The sequence below is a fragment of the Pseudomonas sp. FW300-N1A1 genome, from assembly GCF_058789115.1.
Window position 1 is genome coordinate 127,003 of record NZ_JBYTBK010000003.1, and the last position, 17,618, is coordinate 144,620.

13 protein-coding genes are annotated in these 17,618 nt (G+C 63.0%); 9 read left to right on the forward strand and 4 right to left on the reverse strand.

Features of this window, described 5'->3' with window-relative positions; translation table 11 throughout:
* Positions 1-9: 9 nt before the first annotated feature.
* The 7 genes from AC3WQN_RS04200 (at position 10) to AC3WQN_RS04230 (ending at position 9,165) form a co-directional block, all read left to right on the forward strand.
* Entirely contained in the window at positions 10-2,280 is a 2,271-nt protein-coding gene (locus AC3WQN_RS04200; protein ID WP_103398780.1) for a heavy metal translocating P-type ATPase, read from the forward strand.
* A 16-nt stretch (positions 2,281-2,296) separates the two neighbouring features.
* A complete protein-coding gene (locus AC3WQN_RS04205) occupies positions 2,297-3,160 on the forward strand; it encodes a LysR family transcriptional regulator (RefSeq protein WP_103398781.1) in 864 nt (287 codons plus the stop codon).
* Positions 3,161-3,409: 249 nt separating this feature from the next.
* On the forward strand, positions 3,410-4,486 hold the full coding sequence (locus AC3WQN_RS04210) for a putative 2-aminoethylphosphonate ABC transporter ATP-binding protein (protein WP_103398782.1): 1,077 nt from the start codon (positions 3,410-3,412) through the stop codon (positions 4,484-4,486).
* Positions 4,486-6,210, forward strand: coding sequence for a putative 2-aminoethylphosphonate ABC transporter permease subunit (locus AC3WQN_RS04215; RefSeq protein WP_103398783.1), 1,725 nt, complete (start codon positions 4,486-4,488; stop codon positions 6,208-6,210). The genes AC3WQN_RS04210 and AC3WQN_RS04215 overlap by 1 nt, the downstream gene beginning before the upstream one ends.
* A gap of 51 nt (positions 6,211-6,261) precedes the next feature.
* Complete coding sequence (locus tag AC3WQN_RS04220; protein ID WP_095083630.1) at positions 6,262-7,287, forward strand: putative 2-aminoethylphosphonate ABC transporter substrate-binding protein; 1,026 nt, start codon at positions 6,262-6,264, stop codon at positions 7,285-7,287.
* A 187-nt stretch (positions 7,288-7,474) separates the two neighbouring features.
* Positions 7,475-8,608 (forward strand): TIGR03364 family FAD-dependent oxidoreductase, encoded by a 1,134-nt coding sequence (locus AC3WQN_RS04225; RefSeq protein ID WP_103398784.1) that lies wholly within the window; start codon positions 7,475-7,477, stop codon positions 8,606-8,608.
* A complete protein-coding gene (locus AC3WQN_RS04230; protein ID WP_103398785.1) occupies positions 8,608-9,165 on the forward strand; it encodes a phosphonate degradation HD-domain oxygenase in 558 nt (185 codons plus the stop codon). The genes AC3WQN_RS04225 and AC3WQN_RS04230 overlap by 1 nt, the downstream gene beginning before the upstream one ends.
* Before the next feature lie 94 nt (positions 9,166-9,259).
* Here the strand turns inward: AC3WQN_RS04230 and AC3WQN_RS04235 are convergent, their stop codons facing one another.
* Both AC3WQN_RS04235 and AC3WQN_RS04240 read right to left on the reverse strand, forming a co-directional pair.
* Positions 9,260-10,645, reverse strand: coding sequence for a GTPase/DUF3482 domain-containing protein (locus tag AC3WQN_RS04235; RefSeq protein ID WP_103398786.1), 1,386 nt, complete (start codon positions 10,643-10,645; stop codon positions 9,260-9,262).
* Positions 10,638-12,017 (reverse strand): DUF2868 domain-containing protein, encoded by a 1,380-nt coding sequence (locus AC3WQN_RS04240; protein ID WP_103398787.1) that lies wholly within the window; start codon positions 12,015-12,017, stop codon positions 10,638-10,640. Before AC3WQN_RS04240 ends, AC3WQN_RS04235 begins: the two co-directional genes overlap by 8 nt.
* Positions 12,018-12,102: 85 nt before the next feature.
* Here AC3WQN_RS04240 and AC3WQN_RS04245 point away from each other — a divergent pair, with 85 nt between their 5' ends.
* Positions 12,103-12,615 carry a dihydrofolate reductase gene (locus tag AC3WQN_RS04245; protein ID WP_103398788.1) on the forward strand — a complete coding sequence of 171 codons (513 nt, stop codon included), beginning with the start codon at positions 12,103-12,105 and terminating at the stop codon, positions 12,613-12,615.
* Positions 12,616-12,766: 151 nt separating this feature from the next.
* Here the strand turns inward: AC3WQN_RS04245 and AC3WQN_RS04250 are convergent, their stop codons facing one another.
* On the reverse strand, positions 12,767-14,158 hold the full coding sequence (locus AC3WQN_RS04250; protein WP_103398789.1) for an L-cystine transporter: 1,392 nt from the start codon (positions 14,156-14,158) through the stop codon (positions 12,767-12,769).
* Positions 14,159-14,398: 240 nt separating this feature from the next.
* Between AC3WQN_RS04250 and AC3WQN_RS04255 the strand changes: the two genes are divergently transcribed.
* Positions 14,399-15,454 carry an HAD family hydrolase gene (locus AC3WQN_RS04255; protein WP_103398790.1) on the forward strand — a complete coding sequence of 352 codons (1,056 nt, stop codon included), beginning with the start codon at positions 14,399-14,401 and terminating at the stop codon, positions 15,452-15,454.
* 119 nt (positions 15,455-15,573) lie between these two features.
* Here AC3WQN_RS04255 and ilvD read toward each other — a convergent pair whose 3' ends face one another.
* Positions 15,574-17,415 carry a dihydroxy-acid dehydratase gene (gene ilvD, locus AC3WQN_RS04260; protein WP_103398791.1) on the reverse strand — a complete coding sequence of 614 codons (1,842 nt, stop codon included), beginning with the start codon at positions 17,413-17,415 and terminating at the stop codon, positions 15,574-15,576.
* Positions 17,416-17,618: the final 203 nt, after the last annotated feature.

Consider the following 17,618-nt stretch of genomic DNA (forward strand, 5'->3'; position numbering starts at 1 on the left):
CGCGACCTTATGAGCGATTCCCTGCACACCCACAAACCCGGCGCTGAGCACGAGCACAGCCACGGGGCAAAACTTCAGCCTGTGAAAAAACACGATCACGCCAGCCATGGTGGTTCCTGCTGTTCTAGTGCAGCGGCACCTGCGGTGGTGAAAATCAGTGAGGCGCCCACTGACGGCGCGCGCCTGAGTCGTTTCCGCATCGAGGCCATGGACTGCCCGACCGAGCAGACGCTGATCCAGAACAAGCTGGGCAAGCTCGAAGGTGTGCAGCAACTGGAATTCAACCTGATCAACCGCGTGCTGGGCGTGACCCATGACCTGCCGGGCACGAAACCGATCATCGACGCCATCAAGGCCATCGGCATGGTGGCCGAGCCGATCGAGGAGGGCGCGGATGCCGATGACAACCGTCCGGCCTCGGTGAAAAAGCACTGGTGGCCGCTGGCGGTGTCGGGTGTCGGTGCTATGGCGGCGGAAGTGATTCACTTCACCAGCGCCGCGCCGACCTGGGTGGTGGCGATTGTCGCGATGGTTTCCATCCTCTGCGGTGGTCTGGGCACCTATAAAAAGGGCTGGATTGCCCTGAAGAACCTCAACCTGAACATAAATGCGTTGATGAGTATCGCGGTGACCGGTGCCGTGCTGATTGGGCAGTGGCCGGAAGCGGCGATGGTGATGTTCCTGTTCACCGTGGCCGAGCTGATCGAAGCCAAATCCCTCGACCGTGCGCGCAATGCCATCAGCGGGCTGATGCAGATGACCCCGGAAAAGGTCACTGTGCGGCAGGAGGACGGCAGCTGGGTCGAACGCGAAGCCAAGCAGGTCGATCTGGGGGCGCTGGTGCGGGTGCGTCCCGGCGAGCGCATTGGCCTGGACGGCGAAGTCACGTCCGGCAGCTCGACGATCGACCAGGCGCCGATCACCGGTGAAAGCCTGCCCGTCGAAAAAACCGTCGGCGACAAGGTCTTCGCCGGCACCATCAACCAGTCCGGTTCCCTGGAATACACCGTCACCGCCGCCGCCAACAACTCGACCCTGGCGCGGATCATTCATGCCGTGGAAGAGGCCCAGGGCGCGCGGGCGCCGACCCAGCGTTTCGTCGACAGCTTCTCGAAAATCTACACGCCAGTGGTGTTCGTCTTCGCCCTCGGGGTGGCGCTGGTCCCGCCGTTGTTCATGGGGGCGGCGTGGTTCGAGTGGATCTACCGCGCGTTGGTACTGCTGGTGGTCGCGTGCCCTTGTGCGCTGGTGATTTCCACCCCGGTGACCATCGTCAGCGGTCTGGCGGCCGCGGCGCGCAAAGGCATCCTGATCAAGGGCGGTGTGTACCTGGAGGGCGGCTACAAGCTGGATTACCTGGCGTTGGACAAAACCGGCACCCTGACTCACGGCAAGCCGGTGCAGACCGATTACCTGTCCCTGGACCCCACGGTCGATGGCACCGCTCAGGTGTTAGCCGCCAGCCTGGCTGGGCGTTCCGACCACCCGGTATCGCTGGCCATTGCCAATGCGGCTGTGGATAAGCAGCTCCCCCTGCGCACTGTGGATAACTTCGAGGCACTGACCGGCCGGGGCGTGCGTGGCGAAATCGACGGCCAGCTCTACCACCTGGGCAACCACCGTCTGGTGGAGGAGTTGGGCCTGTGCTCGCCAGCCCTGGAAGAGAAACTCTTCGCCCTGGAAAAACAGGGCAAGACCGTGGTGCTGTTGCTCGACACCTCTGGCCCGCTGGCGCTGTTCGCCGTGGCCGATACGGTCAAGGACACCAGCCGCGAAGCGATCCGGCAGCTTCATGCGCTGGGGGTGAAGACCCTGATGCTCACCGGTGACAACCCGCACACCGCGCAGGCCATTGCGGCTCAGGTGGGCATCGACCAGGCACAGGGCGACTTGCTGCCGACCGATAAGCTCAAGGCCATCGAAGCCTTGTACGCCCAGGGACATCGTGTCGGCATGGTCGGGGACGGTATCAACGATGCGCCGGCGCTGGCCCGGGCCGAGATCGGGTTTGCCATGGCCGCGGCCGGCACCGATACCGCGATTGAAACCGCCGATGTGGCCTTAATGGACGACGATCTGCGCAAGATTCCGGCGTTTATCCGGCTGTCGCGCCAGACCTCGAACATCCTCACGCAAAATATCGCGTTGGCCCTGGTCATCAAGGCGATCTTTCTTGGGGTAACCTTCTTCGGCCTCGCCACCATGTGGATGGCGGTGTTTGCCGACATGGGCGTGGCCTTGTTGGTGGTGTTCAATGGTCTGCGCCTGCTGCGCAAGTAAATGAAGAGAGGGTGATGTGCTGAGTGCCGAGCTGAAGGCGTTTTACATGGTCGCGCGTCTGGGCAGTATTACCCTGGCGGCGAAAAAGCTCGGCCTGAGCCAACCGACGGTCACCACCCAGATCCGCCATCTGGAAAGCCAGTATTCGGTGGAACTGTTCTACCGTGGTGGTCGCCGGCTGACGGTCAGTGACGAAGGCTCGCGCCTGCTACCGATGGTCAAGGCCCTGTTGCAGCAGGAGGCGGATATCGAGTTTTTCCTGCGCAACAGCGGTCAGGTGCAGGGTGCCCTGCGTATTGCCGCCACCGCGCCGTATTACATCCTCGACCTGGTGAAGACGTTCCGCGAGCGTTTACCGCAGGTGGAGGTCTCGATGGAAATCGGTAACTCCCAGCAGGTACTGGAAGCCCTCGAGGACTATCGGGTCGACCTAGCGGCCTCGTCGCAATTGCTCGAAGACTCGCGGTTGATCCGCCGGGTACTCGGCACCGATCCCTTGGTGCTGGCGGTGCATCGCAACCACCCATTGGCGGGCCATGATCATGTCCCGTTGAGTGCGCTGGTCGGTCACACCCTGTTGATGCGCGAAACCGGTTCGACCACCCGGCGCCTGACCGAGGAGTTGCTGGCCAGCGCCGGGGTGAGTTTCGGCCCGTTGCTGGAAATCGGCAGCCGTGAATCGATCCGTGAAGCGGTACTGCGCAACATCGGCATCAGCATCATCGCCCGTCAGGAAGTACCCCATGACCCGCAATTGCGGGTGCTGACCATCGAAAACGCGCCGCAGATTCCGGAATACCTGTACTGCCTCAAAGAGCGCAAGAATGCCCGCTTGCCCGCCGCGTTCCTGGGGTTGGCGCAGGAAATGGCCCCGGCCTGAAATCTTCATCGCCGGTACTGGCTTCATCGCGGGCAAGCCCGCTCCCACAGGGTTAGCGGTTGTTGACCGAGTTGTGTTCGGCCAAGGTCAACGGTGGGAGCGGGCTTGCCCGCGAAGACGATTGGACAGGCAACACATCACGTGAACCCAAATCCTCCAATACCACTATCGGCAGTTTTTGCCTCGCTGCCACATGAACTACGCATTCGCTCCCTAGGATGGCCGTCATCTGCTTGATGAGGTCCGTCCATGAACCACTCGAACGCAATTGCCCAGGCTATCCCCGGCATCCCGATGAAGGTGCGCGGCATTGAAAAGCGTTTCGGCGCTTTCACCGCGCTGGATAACGTTTCGCTGGATGTCCAGGCCGGTGAGCTGGTGTGCCTGCTCGGGCCGTCGGGTTGCGGCAAGACCACCTTGCTGCGCTGCATTGCAGGCCTGGAGCGCCAGGATCATGGCCAGTTGTACCTCGGTGAGCGCGACGTGTCCTTGCTGGCACCGCAGGCTCGGGACTACGGGATTCTGTTCCAGTCCTACGCCTTGTTTCCCAATCTGACCGTCGAAGCCAACATTGCCTACGGCCTGGCCGGCAGCGGCCGTGAGGAAGTGCGCAAGCGGGTGGCGCAGATGCTGGAGCTGGTGGGCCTGATCGGCAGCGAGAAAAAATACCCTGGCCAATTGTCCGGCGGTCAGCAGCAGCGCGTGGCACTGGCCCGTGCCCTGGCACCGGCACCATCGTTGTTGCTGCTGGACGAACCGATGTCGGCGCTCGATGCCCGGGTGCGCGAGCACCTGTGTACCGAATTGCGCCAGCTGCAACGCAACCTCGGCATCACCACCCTGATGGTCACCCACAATCAGGACGAGGCCATGCTGATGGCCGACCGTATCGCCGTGATGAACAACGGCAAGGTCGAGCAATACGCCACCCCCCAGGAAATCTACAACCGTCCGGCCACTCCTTTCGTGGCCGAGTTCGTCGGGCAGGGTAACTGGTTGCCGTTCCAGCGCAACAGCGACAGCCATGCGCAGGTCGGCGGGATGAACGTGCGCCTGGCCGATAACGCCAGCAAGGCTGCGTCGGGACGGCTGTTCTGCCGCCCGGAAGCCATCAGCATCAACCCGTTGGTGCATGAGGAAAATCTGTTTCCGGCCAGGGTTCGCGAAATCACCTTCCTGGGCAATCGCTGCCGGATGAGTTTCGAACTCAACCATCTACCCGGCCATGCGCTGCTGGCCGAGCTGGCGCCCGAGGCCATGCCGCGCCTCGGCGCGCAGGACATCATGGTCGCCCTGCCGCCGCGCAGCCTGCAGGTGTTTGCCTGATGAGCGCGCAGATTGCCCTGCCGATACCGCGCAAGCAGGTTCGGCAGACCTCCCGCGCCGAGATCGGTGACCGGGTGTTCGTGGTCGGTGGCAAGCTGTTGCTGCTGTGCCTGCTCAGCGTCGCGGTATTGATGCCGCTGCTGGCCATCTTCTGGCGCGGTTTCAGCAACGATGCCGGGCAGGGCGGTGGCCTGGTGGCCGCCCGCGAACTGCTGACCAGCGCCAATTTTCACTGGTTGCTGGGCAACAGCCTGAAAGTGTCCCTCAGCGTGGCGGCCATCGTTGTGCCGCTGGCCTACCTGTTTGCCTACGCCCTGCAACGCACGCTGATTCCCGGCAAGGCGATCTGGCGGGGCATGTCGCTGCTGCCACTGATGGCGCCGTCGATGCTGCCCGGTATCGCACTGGTTTATCTGTTCGGTAACCAGGGCCTGTTGCGCGGACTGCTGTCGGAAAACATCTACGGCTTCTGGGGCATCGTCCTGGGTGAAGTGATCTACACCTTTCCCCACGCCTTGATGATCCTGCTGTCGGCACTGTCCCTGGCCGATGCGCGCCTGTTCGATGCCGCCTCGAGCATGGGCGCCAGTCCGGCCAAGGCGTTTCGCAGCATCACCTGGCCGGCGACCCGGCAAGCGGTGTTCGCTGCGTTCTGCCTGGTGTTCACCCTGACCATCACCGATTTCGGGGTGCCGGTGGTGGTCGGTGGCGACTATCAAGTGCTGGCGCTGGAAGCCTACAAGGCCGTGGTCGGCCAGCAACAGTTCGGGCGCGGAGCCTTGATCGGCATGGTGCTGCTGTTGCCGGCACTGCTCAGCTTCGCGGTTGACGCCTGGTTGCGCCGTCGCCATGGCGATTCCATGAGCGGCCGGGCGCAAGTCTTCCAGCCGGCACCGTCACGCCTGCGGGACGGCTGCTACCTGGCCATCGTGCTGCTGGTCTGCGCCGCGCTGCTGTTGGTGTTCGGCATGGCGGTGTACTCGTCGCTGGTGAAATTCTGGCCGTACAACCTGTCGCTGTCGTTCAAGCACTACCAGTTCGGCGACACCGCCGGTGGCGGCTGGCTGGCCTATGGCAACAGCGTGAAGATGGCCCTGTGCACGGCGTTGATCGGCAGCGTATTGATCTTCACCGGCGCCTACCTGATGGAAAAAACCCGTGGCCAGCGCGGCCTGAACCTGGCGCTGCGCATGCTCAGCTTCGTCCCGATGGCGGTGCCCGGCCTGGTCCTGGGCCTGGGCTACGTGTTCTTTTTCAACCTCAGCGGCAACCCGCTGCACGTGCTCTACGGAACCATGACCTTGCTGGTGGTGTGCACCATTGCCCACTACCTGACCACCGCGCAAATGACCGCGACTACTGCGCTGCGCCAGCTCGACGCGGAGTTCGAGGCCGCCGCGCTGTCGCTCAAGGCGCCGCTGTACCGCCACTACTTGCGCGTCACGGTGCCGATCTGCCTGCCGGCGCTGCTGGACATCGTGCGCTACCTGTTCGTCTCGGCCATGACCACCGTCTCGGCGGCGATCTTCCTCTACAGCCCCGACACCATCCTGGCGGCGGTGGCGGTGCTGAACATGGACGATGCCGGCAATGTCGGCGGCGCGGCTGCGATGTCGACCCTGATCCTGTTCACCTCGGCGGGCGTGTCCTTGCTCCTGGCCTGGGCTTCGCGCGGCTTGCTGCGCCGCTCCCAGGCCTGGCGGCAGACCGCGCCCGGCAACTGATCGCCCTCGCACCAATAACCCCTCTGATCCGCACTTGAAAGGAACCGCACCATGTTCAAGCCCCTGGCTCTAGCCGCTGCTGTCCTCACTGCTTTCAGCATGAACGCCTTTGCCGCGAAAACCGAACTGACGGTGTACACCGCCCTGGAGGCCGAGCAGCTGAAAACCTACAAGCAGGCGTTCGAGGCGGCCAACCCGGACGTCGAGATCAAGTGGGTGCGCGATTCCACCGGCATCATCACGGCCAAGCTGCTGGCCGAAAAAGCCCGTCCGCAGGCTGACGCGGTCTGGGGCCTGGCGGCCTCGAGCCTGGCGATCCTTGACCAGCAAGGCATGTTGCAAAGCTACGCGCCGAAGGACTTGGGCAAGATCGGCGGCAACTACCGCGACGCCGCCAACCCGCCCGCCTGGGTGGGCATGGACGTGTGGGCCGCGACCATTTGCTTCAATACCGTCGAGGCCGAGAAGCAAGGGTTGACCAAGCCGGTGAGCTGGCAGGACCTGACCAAGCCGGAATACAAAGGCAAGATCGTCATGCCGAACCCGGCCTCGTCCGGCACCGGTTTCCTCGATGTCAGCGCCTGGCTGCAAACTTTCGGCGAGAAGCAGGGCTGGCAGTACATGGACGACCTGCACCAGAACATCGGCCAGTACGTTCATTCCGGCTCCAAGCCATGCAAGCTGGCCGCGGCGGGTGAGTTCCCGATCGGCATTTCCTTTGAGTACCCGGCCGTGCAGCTCAAGCGCCAGGGCGCGCCACTGGACATCGTCCTGCCGAAAGAAGGCCTGGGCTGGGAAATCGAGGCCACCGCCGTGATCAAGGGCACACCTCATGAAGAGGCGGCGAAGAAACTCGCCGACTTCTCCGCCAGCCCGGCCGCGATGGAGCTGTACAAGGAAAACTTCGCGGTACTGGCGCAGCCGGGTATTGCCAAGCCACAGACCGAACTGCCGGCCGACTACGAACAGCGCCTGATCAAGAACGACTTCGCCTGGGCCTCGAAAAATCGTGACGAGATCCTCAGCGAATGGCGCAAGCGTTATGACGGCAAGTCCGAGAAAGTGGCTGCCAAATAGCTGATGCAAATCCCTGTGGCGAGGGAGCGTGCTCCCGCTCGGCCGCGAAGCGGTCGCAAAACCGATGAATGCATTCCTCCTGAAGGACTTCGTTGGCTGGTTTTGGGACTGCTTTGCAGTCCAGCGGGAGCAAGCTCCCTCGCCACGGGGGATCTCTGTCGTGCTCAAGCTTTTTCAGGACATGAACATGGAAAATCACAGCGACATGCTGATCGTCGGCGCCGGAATCCTGGGGCTGTCCCACGCCTATGCCGCCGCCAAACGCGGTCTCAAGGCCAGGGTCTTCGAGCGCAGCGCCACGCCTTTGGGCGCCTCGGTGCGCAACTTCGGCCAGGCGTTGGTCACGGGCCAGCCACCTGGACAGATGCTCGAGCTGGCCAAGGCCAGCCGTGAGATCTGGGGGCAATGGGCACAGCTTGCCGGTTTGCCGCTCAAGCGCAACGGTTCGTACCTGTTCGCGCGGACCGAAGCTGAAGAGCACTTGCTGGAGGCCTTCTGCGAAGGGCGCGCCGTCGAGCACGGTTACCGTGTCGAACTGCTGCGCGGTACTGCGCTGCGCAACTTGTACGGCGGCCGGTTCAGCCACCACCGCGCAGCCTTGCATGGCCTGGATGACCAGCAGCTGTATTCGCGCGAAGCGATCCCGGCCTTGATCGACTACCTGCGCCGCGACCTGGGCGTGGCGTTCCACTTCTCGACCCTGGTGCGCGATGTCGAACCCGGTCGTGTACACAGCACGGCGGGCAGCTTCACCGGCGAGCAGATCATCGTCTGCTCCGGCCATGACTATCAGACCCTGCTGGCCGATTCGATCGCCGCGCTCGAACCGCAGATCTGCCGCCTGCAGATGCTCCGTGCCCGTCCGCAGGCCAACCTTGAGCTGCAACACGCCTTGCTCACCGGGTTGAGTTGTGTGCACTACGGCGCCTTCGCCGACTTGCCGCAAGCGCAGGCGGTACGTGCACAGATCCTGCGTGAAACACCCCACCTGCATGAACAGGGTATTCACCTGCTGATCAGCCCGACACCCCATGGCGAACTGATCATCGGCGATTCCCATCACTATGGCAGCGACCCGTCACCGTTCAATGCCGAGCAAGTGGACGACTGGATGATCGAGCTGGCCGAGCAGACGCTGGGTTGCAAGGTGCAAGTGGTCGAACGCTGGCAGGGCGTCTATGGTGCTCGAGGGCCGGCCCCCTTTTCGTTTTTGCAGGCGGCGCCCGGCGTGCATGCGGCATTGATGCACACCGGCGTGGGCATGAGTGTCGGGCCGGCGATGGCCGAACGTAATCTCGGGACGCTATTGGGAGAGCACTGATGAGCCGCAATGAGCAGGTGATTGCCGAGGTGTTCGGCTTGTACGAGCGCTTGGGTGCCAGTGACTACATCGGCGAGCCGGTGTCGCAGATCGAGCACATGTCCCAGGCGGCGGAACGGGCCATGGCCGAAGGCTTCGACGATGAAGTGGTGCTGGCGGCGTTCTTCCACGACATCGGGCACCTCTGCGCCGAGAATGCCGAGAACATGGGCGGCTTCGGGGTGGCCAGCCATGAACGCCTCGGCGCCGACTACCTGCGTCGCCTGGGTTTTGGCGAGCGCATGGCGCGACTGGTGGAGTATCACGTCCAGGCCAAGCGCTACCTGACGCTGACCGAGCCGGGGTACTACGAGCGCCTGAGCGAAGCCAGCCGTCGTACGCTGGAGTATCAGGGTGGGGTGATGACCCCCGCCGAAGCCGAAGCGTTCAAGCAAGACCCGCTGTGCGCCGTCAGCTTGCGCATGCGCCAGTGGGATGAGCAGGCGAAGGAGATGGCGGTTCCCGTGATGGATCTGGCCGTGTTGAAGGCGAAGGCATTGCGCCTATTGGCCGTGTAACGCCCGGCTTTTTCCCACAGTGATTGTGTGCGTGCTCGAGACTCCCTGTGGGAGCGGGCTTGCCCGCGAAGAGGTCGGCACAGGTGCTCGAGACTCAAGCCTCGATCACCTTCTGCGCCAACACCTCGATCTGCTCCTGGCGTTCCGCCTGGCTCAACTTTGCATGGGGATTGAGCGACGACCATTGCGGATGCGCCCGCGCCTTCGTCAGTGCTTCTGGCAACTTGCCTTCGCGCCAGCTTTTATCCTGCGGCGTATCCACCTTGATGCTGTCCATCGCCGCATGTCCACGCTGGTTCAACGCCTGTAGCAATTGTCGCTGACGCAACGCCAGCAGGCGCAGCACGCTGTCATCGACGGTCAACTCACGTTGCCCTTTGATCTTGCCCAGCAAACGACTGCCATAACTGCGCGCGGTTTGCAGGGCGCCGCCGGCAATCGCACCGGCCAATGCCGCTGCACCGAGGGTCAGGCCGCCGACCAGCAAGTCCACACCAGCACCGGCCGCCGCCCCCGCCGCGATCCCGCCGCCGACCCGCACCCCCAGTTGCTTGAGGGTTTCGGGGTTGAACAGGTCATCGCCCCAGCGGCCATCCAGCAATGGCAGGTCGCTGGCGGCGGCGTCCTGTGGGCGGAAGGCATAAAGTTTGAGCAGTGCCTCGACGCAGCGTTGTTCGCGCTGACGCACGGCTTTGCGCAGTTCGCTGATGGCCTGTTGTTCTTGTTCGGCCTCACTGGCCACGCTGCGCCGGCAGGCCGCGCAGTCGATCAGCAGTTCGGCAATCAAGCGTGCCGCACTGTGCTGGCGGGCTTCACGTTGTGCCTGCTGGTCGGCGATCAGACGCTCAAGCTGGCCGCGAGCGTTTTCCAACAACAGCGCCAGGCTTTCATACAGCCGGCGCTCGCCATCCTCGGGCGGTGCCACGCTGTCGAAGCGCACCAGCGCATGCAACCCCAGGCGGGCCAACGCTTCGCGCCAGTCCGGCTCGCGGTGATTGGCGCTGCTGACGAAGTTCAGCACCGGCAGCAGCGGTTTGCCGCAGCTGGCCAGCACTTCCAGTTCGTCACGGTACTTGGCCAGCACCGGCTCGCGGGCATCGATCACATACAGCCCGGCATCGGAGGCCAGCAACTGGCGCAGGACCTTGGCTTCCTGTTCAAAGCGTTGCCGTGCCTCGCTGCCCTCCAGGAACCGCGCCAGTCGCGCCGGGCCGTCGAGGCGTTCGCCGGGGCGCTCCAGCTGTTCCAGGTAGTCGAGCAGGGCGATGGCGTCTTCCAGCCCCGGTGTGTCATAGAGTTCGAGCAAGGCTTCGCCGTCCACCGATAACCGGGCACCTTCGACGTGGCGGGTGGTGCTGGGGCGATGGGACACCTCACCGAACCCGACATCCCGGGTCAGGGTACGCAGCAAGGAGGTTTTGCCGACGTTGGTGTGGCCAACCACGGCGAGCTTCAAGGCTCTGTTTTTAGCCTCAGTCATGACCCGACTCCAGCCAGTTCATCGGCGCGCACTCGGCGACGGGCAGCTGCAACTGTTGCAGTGCTTCATGCCAGTCACCCAGGCGTTCGGCGTCCAGTGCCTGGCCCGTCGGGGCTTGCAGCAACCAGACACGGGTGGCGCTGGCGCAGCGGGCAAGTTCAGCGATCAGCGCCAGGCTGCCACGGTCCGGCGAACGGCGGGGGTCGCAGGCAATGGCCAGGCGCGCCGGTGGGAAACGGGTCAGTTGTTCCAGGAGCTTATGTCGCGACTCGCGGCTGTCGAGAATGCCGGCGTCTTTGACATTGCCGGGCAGCGGCGGTGGCCACGGGCGCTGGTCGTCCAGTTCGATGGCGACCAGCAGCGCACCGTCGCTGTCCAGGGCGCTGGCGCCACCATTGACCGGATGCAGCTGTTCAGGGGCGGCATCGTTGACTCCGAGGCGTTCGCTGCTCGGCATCAAGCGCTCGCGCAGCTGCGCGTAGCCGGGCAGGGTCAGGTCCAGGTGCAGACCTGCGCGTGCACTTGTCCAGCGCCACAGGCAGAACAGTGCCAGCAGCAGCCGCGGCACCACGCCGTACACCAGCACCACGCCGACCAGCCAGCCCGCCCAGGCTTGCCGGGCGCTTTCAATGTTCAGGGCGGCATCGCCGCTGGCGCGGATCATCTCCACGGTCGGTACGCTGAACCCCAGCAGCGCGGGCAGGGCGCCGAGGGCCTGGGTCATGGCGACGAACGTCTCGCCACTGAGGATGGTGGTCTCCCAGACGAACCCGTAGCGCCGGGTTGCCATCAGCGTCAGCACGATGACCAAGGCGCTGAGCATCGCCACCAGCCACAGGCCGTTGACCAGCATGCCGAGCACCCAGCGATTGAGCTTGCGGCGTTGCAGCAACAGCAGCAGGGCGGGTGCCAGGTGTACGGTCTTGGCGTCGCGGGCCAGCTTTTCGCTGAGCCACAGCCACAGGCGTCCGAGGGTGGCGCCGTAGTCACCGGCCAGGACCAGGCCGAAGGCCCAGCTCAACAGCAGCATCAGGTTTAGCCCGAGCAGACTGCCCAGGGCCCAGAATACGTTGACGGGAGTCTGGCCATCGCCCAGCGCGGCAAACGCCAGGCCGGCACCGCTGATGACCGCCAGCGCGGCCAGCACGATCAGCGCCAGCCGCGCCCCTTGCAGCCAGTGATGGAGGGCGCGGGTCAAGCCATCGCGGTCGGCCAGCCAGAGTGCCCGGGCCGCAAGGCGGCTCGACAGGTCGCCACCGGCGTTGCGGGCCAGGCGGCTGGCTTCGGTATCTTCCAGGGCACCGGCGTGCTCCTCGCGCAAGCGCACGGCTTCTGTCAGCCAGAGTGTTTGCAGGGGTGTCAGTTCAGTCACGCGTCATCCCGTCGCTTAAGTGAGTGGTGAGCATAACCGCTGTGGCGCTTATCGGGGAAAGCGAGGCTCTGGTATCCTCGTCGTCATGAAAAAAACACTCCCCCTCAGCCTGATCGCAGCCCTCGGTGAAAACCGTGTGATCGGCGTCGACAACAGCATGCCCTGGCACTTGCCGGGGGATTTCAAATACTTCAAGGCCACCACGCTGGGCAAGCCGATCATCATGGGGCGCAAGACCTGGGATTCCCTCGGTCGTCCGCTGCCGGGCCGGTTGAATATCGTGGTCAGTCGTCAGGTCGACCTGCACCTGGAAGGCGCGGAAGTCTATCCGTCGCTGGAAGCCGCCGTGGAACGGGCACAAGCGTGGGCGCTGGAGCAGGGCGTCGATGAGCTGATGCTGATTGGCGGTGCGCAATTGTATGCGCAAGGTTTGGCACAGGCCGACCGGTTGTACCTGACCCGCGTGGCGCTGAGCCCAGAGGGTGATGCGTGGTTTCCGGAGTTTGACGTGAAGCAGTGGAAACTGGTGTCGGACACGCCGAATCCGGCTGAAGGTGACAAACCGGCGTACAGCTTCGAGGTGTGGGAAAAAGCTTAGAAACTGTGGCGAGGGAGCTTGCTCCCGCTGGGTCGCGAAGCGGCCCCAATAAGGCTGATGCGGTCTTTCAGAAAGAACGTACCGCCTGGTGTTAGGGCTGCTGCGCAGCCCAGCGGGAGCAAGCTCCCTCGCCACAAGGTTGCTCTACCCGTCAAGCGTGCGCCAGCTCCTCATGCTCATCCGCATGCAGCAGTTCTTTATCCGTCTGCTGCATGATCTGGCTGGTGACTGCGCCAGCGGTCATCGAGCCACTGACGTTCAGCGCCGTACGGCCCATGTCGATCAGCGGTTCAACCGAGATCAGCAACGCCACCAGTGACACCGGCAAGCCCATGGCCGGCAGCACGATCAGCGCCGCGAAGGTGGCGCCACCCCCGACACCGGCAACGCCGGCCGAACTCAGGGTCACAATCGCTACCAGGGTTGCGATCCACAGCGGGTCCAATGGGTTGATGCCCACGGTCGGCGCGACCATCACCGCCAACATCGCCGGATACAGGCCGGCACAGCCGTTCTGGCCGATGGTTGCGCCAAACGAAGCGGCGAAGCTGGCGATCGATTGCGGAATGCCCAGGCGGCGGGTTTGCGCCTCAATGCTCAGCGGGATGCTCGCCGCACTGGAGCGGCTGGTGAAGGCGAAGGTCAGCACCGGCCAGACTTTGCGGAAGAAACGCAGGGGGTTGATCCCGGCCAGCGCGACCAACAGCCCGTGAACCACGAACATCAGGCCCAGGCCGATGTACGACACCACCACGAAGCTGCCCAGTTTGATGATGTCCTGCAGGTTGGAACCGGCGACCACCTTGGTCATCAGCGCCAACACACCGTAAGGGGTCAACTTCATCACCAGGCGGACCAGGCGCATCACCCAGGCTTGCAGGGTGTCGATGGCGTTGATCACTTTCTGGCCTTTTTCCACGTCATCCTTGAGCAGTTGCAGCGCGGCAACCCCCAGGAAGGCGGCGAAAATCACCACGCTGATGATCGAGGTCGGCTTGGCACGGGCCAGGTCGGCGAACGGGTTCTGCGGAATGAACGACAGCAGCAGCTGCGGGATATTCAGGTCCGCGACCTTGCCCGCGTAGTCGGTCTGGATGGTTTGCAGGCGGGCCATTTCCTGAGTGCCGGCCACCAGGCCTTCGGCGCTCAGGCCGAACAGGTTGGTCAGGCCGATGCCGATCAATGCTGCAATGGCGGTGGTGAACAGCAGGGTGCCGATGGTCAGGAAGCTGATCTTGCCCAGCGACGCCGCGTTGTGCAGGCGCGCTACGGCACTGAGGATCGAGGCAAACACCAACGGAATCACGATCATTTGCAGCAACTGCACGTAACCGTTGCCCACCAGATCGAACCAGCCGATCGAGGCTTTGAGTACCGGGTTACCGGCACCGTAAATCGTGTGCAGGGCAACCCCGAACACCACGCCCATCACCAGGGCGAGCAGGACTTTCTTGGCCAGGCTCCAGGTGGTGTGGCGGGTTTGTGCCAAGCCGAACAGCAAGGCGAGGAACACCAGCAGATTGAGGATCAGCGGCAGATTCATTGAGACTCCAAAAAGACTTGTGCCAATCGCAGTGCGGGGCGATTGCGAACCGGCAAGCCTAACAGCTTGAAATCTAATGAATTAATACCAAAAACGCATGGCGACTGTCGTTTTTGGAATAAGGGCGTGACGCTGTGGGTTATGCCGATGACGGAATCAGCATGCAAGCGGTCGCGCCCAGACGAGGACGGTCACACTAATTTGTTAGCGTCGATGGCTTTCATTCAGGGAGAAATGCACATGAAAGTCGCCGCGAACCTGTTAGCCGTCGCCATGTGCCTGGGCCTTGCCGGCCAGGTGTCTGCCACCGATCTCAAGCATTGGCCCGAGGCACAGGCCAGGCAGCTGGACGCGATGATCGCGGCCAATGCCAACAAGGGTAACTACGCGGTGTTCGACATGGACAACACCAGTTACCGCTATGACCTTGAAGAGTCGCTGTTGCCGTTCATGGAAAACAAGGGCCTGATCACCCGCGAGTCCCTCGACCCCTCCCTGAAACTGATCCCGTTCAAGGACACGGCCGACCACAAGGAAAGCCTGTTCAGCTACTACTACCGTCTGTGCGAACTTGATGACATGGTTTGCTATCCGTGGGTCGCCCAGGTGTTCTCCGGCTTCACCCTCAAGGAACTCAAAGGCTACGTCGATGAGCTGATGGCGTCCGGCAAGCCGGTACCGAGCACTTACTATGAAGGCGACGTGGTCAAGACCATCGACGTCAACCCGCCGAAAATCTTCACCGGCCAGAAAGAGCTGTACAACAAGCTGATGGACAACGGCATCGAGGTCTACGTCATGACCGCCGCCTCGGAGGAGCTGGTGCGCATGGTCGCCTCCGATCCGAAGTACGGCTACAACGTCAAACCGCAAAACGTGATCGGCGTGACGATGATGCTCAAGGACCGCAAGAGCGGCGAGCTGACCACGGCGCGCAAGCAGATCACCGCCGGCAAGTATGACGAGAAGGCCAACCTGGGCCTTGAACTGACCCCTTACCTGTGGACCCCGGCTACCTGGATGGCTGGCAAGCAGGCGGCGATCCTGACCTACATCGACGAATGGAAAAAACCGGTACTGGTGGGCGGCGATACACCGACCAGTGACGGCTACATGCTGTTCCACGGCGTCGACACGAGCAAGGGTGGCATCCACTTGTGGGTCAACCGCAAGGACAAATACATGGCTCAGATCAACGGCATGATGGCGAAAAACGCGGCGGCCCAGGCCAAGGAAGGTTTGCCGGTGACAGCGGACAAGAACTGGGTGATCGTCAAGCCGGAGGAAATTCAGTAGTACCGCATCGCTGATGATCGTTCCCACGCGGGAGCGTGGGAACGATCAGCTAGAGCGTGGGAACGAACAAAAAAATGCCCCGCACGTGGCGGGGCATTTTTTTGTTCGACGATTAAGAATTACAACCCGTCGAGCATCGCCTTGTTGCGTACCGCACCCTTGTCGGCACTGGTGGCCAGCAGGGCATAGGCTTTCAGTGCGGTGGTCACTTTACGTGGGCGCACCTCAACCGGTTTCCAGCCTTTCTTGTCCTGCTCGGCACGGCGTGCGGCCAGTTCCTCGTCGCTGACCATCAGGTTGATCGAGCGGTTCGGGATGTCGATCAATACTTTGTCACCGTCCTGCACCAGGCCGATGGCACCGCCGGCAGCGGCTTCCGGTGAAGCGTGGCCGATGGACAGCCCCGAAGTACCGCCAGAGAAACGACCGTCGGTGAGCAAGGCGCAGGCTTTGCCCAGGCCTTTGGATTTCAGGTACGACGTTGGGTAGAGCATTTCCTGCATGCCCGGGCCGCCTTTCGGGCCTTCGTAGCGAATGATCACGATGTCGCCGGCCTTCACTTCGTCGGCGAGGATGCCGCGTACGGCGCTGTCCTGGCTTTCGAAGATCTTCGCGTTGCCTTCGAACACATGGATCGACTCGTCGACACCCGCGGTCTTCACCACACAGCCGTCCAGGGCGATGTTGCCATACAGCACGGCCAGGCCGCCTTCTTGCGAGTAGGCGTGCTCGACGCTGCGGATGCAGCCGTTTTCACGGTCGTCGTCCAGGGTTTCCCAGCGAGTCGACTGGCTGAACGCGGTCTGGGTCGGGATGCCCGCAGGACCGGCCTTGAAGAAGTGATGCACGGCTTCGTCGGTGGTCTGGGTGATGTCCCACTTGGCGATGGCTTCTTCCATGCTGCGGCTGTGCACGGTCGGCAAGTCGGTGTGCAGCAGGCCGCCACGGGCCAGCGAACCGAGGATGCTGAAGATCCCGCCGGCGCGGTGGACGTCTTCCATGTGGTACTTCTGGATGTTCGGCGCGACTTTGCACAGTTGCGGAACGTGACGCGAAAGGCGGTCGATGTCCTTCAGGTCGAAGTCGATCTCGGCTTCCTGGGCGGCGGCCAGCAGGTGCAGGATGGTGTTGGTCGAACCACCCATGGCGATGTCGAGCGTCATGGCGTTCTCGAACGCCTTGAAGTTGGCGATGTTGCGCGGCAGGACCGATTCGTCGTTTTCGCCGTAGTAGCGCTTGCACAGTTCGACGATGGTACGGCCGGCCTGCAGGAACAGCTGCTCACGATCGCTGTGGGTGGCCAGAGTCGAACCGTTGCCCGGCAGGGCCAGGCCCAGTGCTTCGACCAGGCAGTTCATCGAGTTGGCGGTGAACATGCCGGAGCAGGAACCGCAGGTCGGGCAGGCGCTGCGCTCGTATTCAGCGACTTTCTCGTCAGAAGCGCTGGAATCGGCGGCGATGACCATGGCGTCGACCAGGTCCAGGCCGTGGGAGGCGAGCTTGGTTTTACCGGCTTCCATCGGGCCGCCAGACACGAAGATCACCGGGATGTTCAGGCGCAGGGCCGCCATCAGCATGCCGGGGGTGATCTTGTCGCAGTTGGAGATGCAGACAATGGCGTCGGCGCAGTGGGCGTTGACCATGTACTCGACGGAGTCGGCGATGATCTCGCGGCTCGGCAGCGAATAGAGCATGCCGTCATGGCCCATGGCGATGCCGTCATCGACCGCGATGGTATTGAATTCCTTGGCTACGCCGCCAGCACGCTCGATCTCGCGGGCAACCAGCTGGCCCAGGTCCTTGAGGTGGACGTGGCCCGGTACGAATTGGGTGAACGAGTTGGCAATGGCGATGATCGGCTTTTTGAAGTCGTCATCTTTCATCCCCGTGGCGCGCCACAGGGCGCGAGCACCGGCCATGTTGCGACCGTGGGTGGATGTTTTCGAGCGGTAATCAGGCATGGAGCACTCCGGGCGGCAAATCAGGTATCAAATGGGGAGTGAGCTTCTATTGACCTCGGGAACACCCGGAAATGGCCGTGTGTCCGAAAGCTGCCGATGACTGTGCGGGATCGCCGCGCGCCTCAGCCTGAGCTCATAAACCCGCCGGGGGATGACTGGCGATGAATCGTTCGATTCTACACCGCTGGCGTCAGGAAGGAATG

Coding starts and splice junctions, on each gene's coding strand:
- AC3WQN_RS04200 (WP_103398780.1), top strand. CDS start 10: ATGAGCGATTCCCTGCACACCCACAAACCCGGCGCTGAGCACGAGCAC.
- AC3WQN_RS04210 (WP_103398782.1), top strand. CDS start 3,410: ATGAACCACTCGAACGCAATTGCCCAGGCTATCCCCGGCATCCCGATG.
- AC3WQN_RS04215 (WP_103398783.1), top strand. CDS start 4,486: ATGAGCGCGCAGATTGCCCTGCCGATACCGCGCAAGCAGGTTCGGCAG.
- AC3WQN_RS04220 (WP_095083630.1), top strand. CDS start 6,262: ATGTTCAAGCCCCTGGCTCTAGCCGCTGCTGTCCTCACTGCTTTCAGC.
- AC3WQN_RS04225 (WP_103398784.1), top strand. CDS start 7,475: ATGGAAAATCACAGCGACATGCTGATCGTCGGCGCCGGAATCCTGGGG.
- AC3WQN_RS04230 (WP_103398785.1), top strand. CDS start 8,608: ATGAGCCGCAATGAGCAGGTGATTGCCGAGGTGTTCGGCTTGTACGAG.
- AC3WQN_RS04235 (WP_103398786.1), bottom strand. CDS start 10,645: ATGACTGAGGCTAAAAACAGAGCCTTGAAGCTCGCCGTGGTTGGCCAC.
- AC3WQN_RS04245 (WP_103398788.1), top strand. CDS start 12,103: ATGAAAAAAACACTCCCCCTCAGCCTGATCGCAGCCCTCGGTGAAAAC.
- AC3WQN_RS04250 (WP_103398789.1), bottom strand. CDS start 14,158: ATGAATCTGCCGCTGATCCTCAATCTGCTGGTGTTCCTCGCCTTGCTG.
- AC3WQN_RS04255 (WP_103398790.1), top strand. CDS start 14,399: ATGAAAGTCGCCGCGAACCTGTTAGCCGTCGCCATGTGCCTGGGCCTT.
- ilvD (WP_103398791.1), bottom strand. CDS start 17,415: ATGCCTGATTACCGCTCGAAAACATCCACCCACGGTCGCAACATGGCC.